Genomic DNA, 6,426 nt, shown 5'->3' with positions numbered 1-6,426 from the left:
AGACCCTGGCCAACCTGCCGGACCTGGCCCGGGAAGTGGAAATTCATATCCATAACCCGGCCGGGGGCCGCCAGGGTTTCCGACTTGTGGCTCCCCAGGGTGACAGCAGCTTTCTCGAAAATCTCGGCCTCCAGTCGGGGGACATCCTGTACGAGGTCAACGGGATTCCCCTCTCCGATGCCGGCGCCGCCATGGTGGCCTTCGAGCAGTTGCGGGACGCCCGGAATATTCACTTGGTATTTGAACGCGACGGCGCCCAGCAGCAGAGCACCATCGTGATTCGCTGAACTTACAGTGGCGCGGCATTGACCGTCGTCATCACCAGATAGATCGAGGGGGTTCCCATGTCTTTGAGCACCTTTTTTTCCCTGTCCCGGAACCGGCGCCTGCTGCTGCAGGGCCTGCTGGTCTGCGGCCTGCTGCTGGCCTCGCTGCCCGCCGCCCATGCTCAGGATGAAACCATCACCCTCAATTTCAAGGAAGCCGAGCTGGAGTCGGTGATAAACGCGGTGGCCCGGGTCACCGGCAAAACCTTCGTCGTCGATCCGGCGGTCCGCGGCAACGTGACCATCGTTTCCTCCCAGCCCCTGCGGCCCGAGGAAGTTTACGCGGTCTTTCTCTCCATCCTCCAGGTCCACGATTTCGCCGCCATTGAAGCCGGCAATGTCATCAAGATCGTGCCCATGGCCAAGGCCGGCCAGGACCTGGTGATCACCGCCGACGGCGAGCGGCCGGTGGACCTGCCCGAGGACCGGATCATCACCCGGATCTACCGGCTCCAGAATCTCCAGGCCGACAAGCTGGTGCCCATTCTCCGCCCCCTGCTCAATGTCCGCGCCGGCCAGATGTCGGCCCTGGCGGTCAAGGAAGGCAACGCCCTGATCATCACCGAACGGGCCGGCAACGTCGAGCGCCTGCTCCAGATTGTCCGCCGCCTGGACCAGGTTTCCGGCAGCGGCATGGAAATGCTGCGCCTGGAACACGCCGATGCCCGCGAGGTGGTGGCGGTGATCACTGGCCTGGAAGTAGGTTCCGGCCGGCTTTCCGCCGACCAATTGCGCCTGGCCGCCGACAGCCGGACCAACAGTATCCTGATGCAGGGCGATGAACATCACCTGCTCCGGGTCAAAGCGATGATTCTCCATCTCGATACTCCATTGATCCGGGAAGGAGATACCAAGGTGGTCTTTCTCCGCTATGCCAACGCCAAGGATCTGGTCCCGATTCTGAGCGGCATGGAACTGCCCGAGGCCCCACGCGCCGAGGGTACCGCCGCCCAGCAGCGCCGCACCGCCCAGCAGCGCGAAGACGTCAATATCCAGGCCGACGAAGGCACCAACGCCCTGATCATGACCGGTCCCCCGGCGGTGCTCACCGCCCTGCAGGGGGTGGTCCGCCAGCTTGATATCCGCCGGGTACAGTTGATGATCGAGGCGGTAATCGCCGAGGTCTCCACCTCCAAGGGGGCGGATCTCGGCATCCAGTGGTTTGCCGCCGACGACAGCCATACCGGTATTGTCGCCGCCACCAATTTTCCCGGTTCCGGCCGGGTGGGGCTGAGCGGCCTGGCCGCCGGCGACGATGCCGCCGTCGGGGCCCTGGCTGGCCAGAGCGGCTTCAGCCTGGGGGTATTCTCGGGTACGGTGGATATTTTCGGCAACGAGTTCTTCAGCCTCGGGGCCCTGGTCAACGCCCTGGCCACCGACGCCGACACCAACATCCTCTCCACCCCCAGCCTGGTGACCATGGACAACCACGAAGCCGAAATCGTGGTGGGTCAGAACGTGCCCTTCCTGACCGGCAGCTTTACCCAGGCGACTACCGGGGTGGGGGGCAGCCCCTTCCAGACCATCGAGCGCCGGGATGTGGGCATCAAGCTGCGGGTAAAACCCCAGATCAACGAGGGGGATGTCATCCGCCTCGATATCGCCCAGGAGGTTTCCAGCGTCGAGCCCGGTTCGCTGGAGTTCGCCTCCGGCCTGATCACCAACACCCGCAACATCACCACCAGCGTCCTGGTCGAAGACGGCAAGGTCCTGGTCCTGGGCGGGCTGATCAGCGACGATGTCCAGGAGTCGGTTTCCAAGGTGCCCGTGCTGGGTGATCTGCCCGTGCTGGGAGCCCTCTTCCGCTACACCAGCAGCCGGCGGGCCAAGCGCAACCTGATGGTTTTTCTCCGGCCGGTGATTCTCCGCGATCAGGCGATGAGCAGCCAGGTTTCCCTGGACAAGTACGATCTGATTCGCGACAAGCAACTCGAGCGCTTTCCCGCCGGAGTCAAGCTGTTGCCCGAAGAGCAGCAGCCGCTGCTGCTGGAGTTCGAGGCCTTTGAAGATCAGCATTTCTATGAATTCCCCCCGGTCCAGCAGGAGCCGGAGCAGACGCCGGCCCCCTGACGGCCCAGTGAAGCCCGACCGGACCGATCAATAATCACTTCAGCAAGAACCTGGATGAAAAAGCTCTCTTGACCGAAACAACTATCAGCAAACGTCCATCCTTTTCCTTCGCCAAGCGGCACGGGGTTCTGGTTACCGAGATTGAAAACGGGGTGGCCCGGGTTGTCAGTCGTCCCGGCGCCACTCCCGCTTCCCTGGCTGAATTGCGCCGGTTTCTCGGCCTGCCGCTCAAGGTGGAAAGCGTCAGCCGGGAGCGCTACGAAGCCCTGCTTCAAGGCGCCTACGAAAGCGGTTCCAACGAGGATCTGCTGATTGCCCAGGATTTCGGTGAAGAGTTGGATTTCGCCAGCCTGGCTCAGCAACTGGCCGAGCCCGAGGATCTCCTGGAAAGCCAGGACGACGCCCCGATCATCCGCCTGATCAACGGCCTGCTTACCCAGGCGGTCAAGGAGAACGCTTCCGATATCCATATCGAGCCCTTCGAGGATCGTCTCCGGGTGCGGATCCGGGTGGATGGAATTCTCCAGGAGGTCATGCAGCCCAGCCGCATGGTGGCCCCCCTGGTGATCTCCCGGCTCAAGGTCATGGCCCGGCTTGATATCGCCGAAAAACGCCTGCCCCAGGACGGCCGGATTTCTCTCAAGATTGCCGGCCGGCCGGTGGATGTCCGGGTTTCCACCATCCCCTCCGGCCATGGCGAGCGGGTGGTGCTGCGGCTGCTGGACAAGCAGGCGGGCCGCCTCGATCTCGAGCAGTTGGGGATGGATCCCAAAACCATGGCCCTGACGGACAAGCTGATCCACCGCCCCAACGGTATTCTCCTGGTCACCGGCCCCACCGGCTCGGGCAAGACCACCACCCTCTATGCCGCCCTGACCCGCCTCAACGAAAAGAGCCGCAATATCATGACGGTGGAAGACCCCATCGAATATTATCTCGACGGCATCGGCCAGACCCAGGTCAACCCCAAGGTCCAGATGACCTTCGCCCGGGGCCTGCGGGCCATCCTCCGCCAGGATCCCGACGTGGTCATGGTCGGCGAGATCCGGGATCTCGAAACCGCCGAAATCGCGGTCCAGGCCAGCCTGACCGGCCATCTGGTGGTTTCCACCCTCCATACCAACAACGCGGTGGGAGCGGTCACCCGCCTGCGCGACATGGGGATCGAGCCCTTCCTGCTGGCCTCCACCCTGGTCGGGGTGCTGGCCCAGCGCCTGGTGCGGGTTCTCTGCCCCCACTGCAAGGAGCCTTACACCCCCAGCGCGGTCGAACTGGCCGACCTCGGGATCAGCGCCGACCAGTCCACGGCCCCGACCATCTACCGGGCCAAGGGCTGCGAGCGCTGCCACCACCAGGGGTATTCGGGCCGCACCGGGATTTACGAGCTGATCGCCTCCGACGACCATCTCCAGGAGATGATCCACAACAAGGTCGGCCAGCATGAAATTGAAAAATATGTCCGGACCAAGACCCCCGATATTCGCCAGGACGGCTGGCGCCGGGTCCGGGCCGGGGATACCACAATTGCCGAAGTGCTGCGGGTTACCCGGGAGGACTGATGGCCAGCGACCAGCGGCACCGCAGCCTGGGGCGCTCAGGCCCCGTGCCATCCCCGGTCCGGGCCGCCAACCACCGGCCCGGCCTTGTGGCCCCCCGGTCCCTGGACTGCCGCCCGGCTTTGGCGGCCCGGCCGGGTGACGGAGAAAACTGATGGGCGCCTTTGAATACAGCGCGGTGGACAGCGCCGGCAAGACCCGCAAGGGGGTGCTGGAAGGCGATACGCCGCGCCAGGTCCGCCAGCAGCTCCGGGAAAAAGGTCTGATGCCCCTGGCCGTCAAGCCGGTGGCCGAGGAGAGGGGGCGACCCACGGTTCGCCGCCTGTTCGGGGGGCGGATCCAGGCCGGCGACCTGGCCGTGGTTACCCGCCAGCTCGCCACCCTGGTGCGCTCCGGCATCGTTTTCGAAGAGGCGCTGGGGGCGGTGGCCGACCAGGCCGAAAAACCGCGACTCAAAAGCGTCTTGATGGCGGTGCGCTCCCGGATCCTCGAAGGCTACGCGGTGGACCAGGCCCTGGCCGAATTCCCCCGCGCTTTTCCCGAACTCTACCGGGCGACCCTGGCCGCCGGCGAACAGGCCGGCTATCTCGACGTGGTCCTGGAGCGCCTGGCCGATTACACCGAAGCCCGCCAGCAGTTGCAGCAGAAGGTTTTCCTGGCCCTGCTTTATCCGGTCCTGCTCACCCTGGTGGCCTTCACGGTCATCGCCGCCCTGCTGGTTTACGTGGTGCCCCAGGTGGTGGAGGTCTTCGAGCATATCGGCCAGAGCCTGCCCCCCTTGACCCGGCTGCTCATCGCCACCAGCGATTTTCTCCAGCATTACGGCTTTATGCTTTTGCTCGGGCTTTTGGTCCTGCTGGTCCTGAGCCGGCTTATGCTCAAGCGGGAAAAAATCCGGCTCCGGGTCCATCGCCGCCTGCTGCGGCTGCCCTTCGTCGGCCGCTTCAACCGCACCCTGGACGCGGCCCGCTTCGCCCGCTCTTTCAGTATTCTCATCGCCAGCGGGGTGCCGATCCTGGAGGGCCTGAAGATTTCCTCCCGGGTGGTGAGCAATTTAGCGGTGCGGGAAGCCCTGGACCGGGTCCGCAGCAAGGTCCGGGAGGGGGCCAGCATTCACCAATCGATGCAGGCCGAGGGTTGTTTTCCCCCGCTGACCATCCACCTGATCGCCAGCGGCGAGGCCAGCTCCAACCTGGAGCAGATGCTGGACCGGGCCGCCCAGACCCAGGAACGGGAAAGCGAAACGGTGATTGCCGCCGCCATGGGTCTCTTCGAGCCCCTGATGATCGTGGTCATGGGCGGCATCATCCTGACCATCGTCCTGGCCATCCTGCTGCCGATTTTTGAACTGAATCAACTGGTCCGATGAATCTTCCGCCCCGCGATCGGCAAAAAGGCTTCACCCTGATGGAAATTCTCATCGCCCTGGCGGTGCTGAGCATCGTGGCGATCACCGCCGTCCGGGCCTCCGGCAACGCCATCAACAACACCCTTTACTTGCGCCAGCAGACCATGGCCCACTGGGTGGCGATGAACAAGGCGGCGGAAATCCTGCTGGCTCCCGCCGGCTGGGAACGGGAAGAGAACAGCGGCACCGCCCTGATGGCCGATGACCAATGGCCCTGGCGCTTCAGCGTCCATGACACCCCCGAGGCGCAAATGCGGCGGGTGGAAATCCTGGTCTGGCCCGAAGGGGGGCAGGGGGAGGCGGCGGCCATGGTCACCGTTTATCGGAGCCGGCGATGAGCGGGCGGCTTTTTGCCCCGGCCCGGCGGTCTGCGGCGACCGGCGGCTTCACCCTGCTGGAGCTGCTGGTGGCCCTGTCCCTGTTTGCCGTGCTTTCGCTGCTGACCTACACCAGCCTGCGGGCGATGATCACCAGCCGCGAACATACCGAGCGGGAGAGCGAACGGCTGGCGGCGGTCCAGATGGCGGTGGCCCGCCTCGGCCTCGAGATCCAGCAGGCCCAGGCCCGGGGCATTCGCGATGAATACGGCAATCCTCAGCCCGCCATGCATTTCGGCACCCTGCCGGGGGCGGGCCTGGAGTTCACCCGGGGCGGCCGGCCCTTGCCCCTGCCGGGAACCGGCGGCGGCAATCTGCTCCGGCTGCGCTATCTGCTCGATGGCGATGAGCTGATCCGGGAAAGCTGGCCGGTCCTCGATCGGGGGCCGGGGCTGGAAACTTTTCGCCAACCGGTGCTGGACGGGGTGGAGGCCTTCGAGATCCGCTTCCTGGACCACACCGGGGTGTGGCACGGCTATTGGCCGCCGCAGGCCGGGTTCGCTCCCGGTCAGGCCGCCATGGCGGCCGACGACCGGCTGCCGGCGGCGGTGGAAGTCTGGCTGGAACTGGCCGACTGGGGCCGGATCCGCCGGCTTTTTCCCCTGGCTGCGGGGCTGGGGGCATGAAGGTCCAGCAGGCGGACCTCCGCCATGTTGCGGGAGATCAGCAGGACATCCTGCTTGGCGTTC

Annotated in this window: 5 protein-coding genes and 1 pseudogene; all 6 read left to right on the top strand. The window is 65.1% G+C overall.

Annotated features, from left to right (window positions below; all coding sequences use genetic code 11):
- A pseudogene (locus ACHHTY_RS11575) lies at positions 1-287 on the top strand (hypothetical protein); the annotation flags it as partial.
- Between the two features lie 57 nt (positions 288-344).
- Entirely contained in the window at positions 345-2,396 is a 2,052-nt protein-coding gene (gene gspD, locus ACHHTY_RS11570) for a type II secretion system secretin GspD (protein WP_395494319.1), read from the top strand.
- A 68-nt stretch (positions 2,397-2,464) separates the two neighbouring features.
- The gene (gene gspE, locus ACHHTY_RS11565; protein ID WP_395494318.1) at positions 2,465-3,955 is read left to right on the top strand and encodes a type II secretion system ATPase GspE; all 1,491 of its coding nucleotides are present in this window, start codon (positions 2,465-2,467) and stop codon (positions 3,953-3,955) included.
- A 151-nt stretch (positions 3,956-4,106) separates the two neighbouring features.
- A complete protein-coding gene (gene gspF, locus ACHHTY_RS11560) occupies positions 4,107-5,321 on the top strand; it encodes a type II secretion system inner membrane protein GspF (RefSeq protein WP_395494317.1) in 1,215 nt (404 codons plus the stop codon).
- Complete coding sequence (gene gspI / locus ACHHTY_RS11555) at positions 5,318-5,698, top strand: type II secretion system minor pseudopilin GspI (protein WP_395494316.1); 381 nt, start codon at positions 5,318-5,320, stop codon at positions 5,696-5,698. The genes gspF and gspI overlap by 4 nt, the downstream gene beginning before the upstream one ends.
- Positions 5,695-6,363, top strand: coding sequence for a type II secretion system minor pseudopilin GspJ (gene gspJ, locus ACHHTY_RS11550; RefSeq protein ID WP_395494315.1), 669 nt, complete (start codon positions 5,695-5,697; stop codon positions 6,361-6,363). Before gspI ends, gspJ begins: the two co-directional genes overlap by 4 nt.
- Positions 6,364-6,426: the final 63 nt, after the last annotated feature.

Origin of the sequence: Desulfurivibrio nitratireducens, assembly GCF_044068515.1 — a bacterium.
In the GTDB taxonomy this organism is placed as follows: Bacteria; Desulfobacterota; Desulfobulbia; order Desulfobulbales; family Desulfurivibrionaceae; genus Desulfurivibrio.
Note: the sequence above shows the minus strand (reverse complement) of the source record. Positions and strands in the feature narration are given on the sequence as shown.

What these genes read in the sequence shown, in the direction of transcription:
- gspI (WP_395494316.1), top strand. Translation starts at nt 5,318, where the DNA reads ATGAATCTTCCGCCCCGCGATCGGCAAAAAGGCTTCACCCTGATGGAA.
- gspD (WP_395494319.1), top strand. Translation starts at nt 345, where the DNA reads ATGTCTTTGAGCACCTTTTTTTCCCTGTCCCGGAACCGGCGCCTGCTG.
- gspF (WP_395494317.1), top strand. Translation starts at nt 4,107, where the DNA reads ATGGGCGCCTTTGAATACAGCGCGGTGGACAGCGCCGGCAAGACCCGC.
- gspJ (WP_395494315.1), top strand. Translation starts at nt 5,695, where the DNA reads ATGAGCGGGCGGCTTTTTGCCCCGGCCCGGCGGTCTGCGGCGACCGGC.